Source organism: Hansschlegelia beijingensis, from assembly GCF_045505405.1.
GTDB lineage: Bacteria > Pseudomonadota > Alphaproteobacteria > Rhizobiales > Methylopilaceae > Methylopila > Methylopila beijingensis_A.
This window is the reverse complement of record NZ_JBJKEX010000520.1, coordinates 1-1,375: the sequence shown is the minus strand read 5'-3', so window position 1 is coordinate 1,375 and position 1,375 is coordinate 1. Positions and strand designations below refer to the sequence as shown.

At 70.5% G+C, this 1,375-nt stretch carries 2 protein-coding genes; both read left to right on the top strand.

Features of this window, described 5'->3' with window-relative positions; translation table 11 throughout:
• The first annotated feature begins 119 nt into the window (after nt 1–119).
• Nucleotides 120–491 (top strand): very short patch repair endonuclease, encoded by a 372-nt coding sequence (locus tag ACIKT0_RS18300; RefSeq protein ID WP_407106751.1) that lies wholly within the window; start codon nt 120–122, stop codon nt 489–491.
• 95 nt (nt 492–586) lie between these two features.
• On the top strand, nt 587–1,375 hold a 789-nt coding region (locus ACIKT0_RS18295), incomplete at its 3' end, for a sensor domain-containing diguanylate cyclase (protein WP_407106750.1).

Sequence of the window (1,375 nt, the reverse complement as noted above, 5' to 3'; positions counted from 1 at the left end):
GTACCAGCCCCAGTTGGTGCCGCCGCCGATCTTCCAGGCGTCGCCCTGCCAGGTCTTGTCGGTGCCGAGGTTGAACTGGCCGTACTGCGGGTTGGCGCTGTTGAAGTCCTTCGCCCGAGATGCTCGTGCGGCGCGCCGCTCACGCTCTGGGCTACCGGTTCCGGCTGCACCGCAAGGACCTGCCGGGAAGCCCGGACCTGGTGTTTCCCTCTCGCCGCAAGGTCGTCTTCGTCCATGGCTGTTTCTGGCACGGCCACGACTGCGCCCGCGGAGCGCGCGCCCCGAAGGCCAACGCCGAATACTGGAGCGCTAAGATCGGCCGTAACGTCGCGCGTGACGCAAGGGTCCTGGCCGAGCTACGCGCGCTCGGCTGGGAGCCGCTCGTGCTCTGGGAGTGCGAGCTCAAGGATCCCGCAGCGCTCGCCGCCCGTCTGCGCCAGCACCTTGGCGGGCCGCCGGGGTTTTCGATCGATCCTGGCAACCAATTGTAAGCCGGCCGCGGCCATCGTGCCGGAAACCGCCGGGGAGGGGCGGGGCCGTATCGGCCGTAGCAGGAGTGTTCGCAGTGGGTTCTGACCAAGCTTCCGTGGCCGCCATTCACGTCGAATCGGCCGAGGCGAGCGAGGAGGAGCGCCTGGCGGCGCTCGCGCATTACGACGTGCTCGACACGCCGAGCGAGGAGGCGTTCGACCGCGTCACCCGGCTCGCCGCCAGGATCTTCGACGTCCCCATGGCCCTGGTCTCGCTGATCGACGGGCACCGGCAGTGGTTCAAGTCGCGCCGCGGCCTGCACCTGCAGGAGACGCCGAAGGGCGACGCGTTCTGCTGCGTGACCATCCGCGAGGGCGCGCCGCTGGTGATCTGCGACGCGACCGTCGATCCGCGATTCGCCCAGAATCCCTATGTGGTCGGCGAGCCGCATGTCCGCTTCTACGCCGGCGCGCCGCTCCGCACGCCGGAAGGCCACGCCATCGGCACGCTGTGCGTGATGGACCGGGAGCCGCGCAGCTTCGACGAGGAGCAGGTCGCCATCCTGGGCGACCTCGCGCAGATCGTCATGGAGGGGCTGGAGCTCCGCCTGCTCGCCAACGCCGACGCGCTGACCGGCGCGCTGTCGCGCCGCGCGTTCCGCGAGGAGGCGACGCGCGCCCTGCATCTCGCGGCCCGCCACCGCAACGAGATCAGCCTGATCAACCTCGACCTCGACCGCTTCAAGTCGGTCAACGACACCTATGGGCACGCGGTCGGCGACGCGGTGCTGGCGCGCAGCGTCACGGCCTGCCTCGGACAGCTGCGCAAGTCCGACGTGATCGGCAGGCTCGGGGGCGAGGAGTTCGCCGTGCTGCTGCCGCAGACCGGGCCGCGCGCGGCGCTC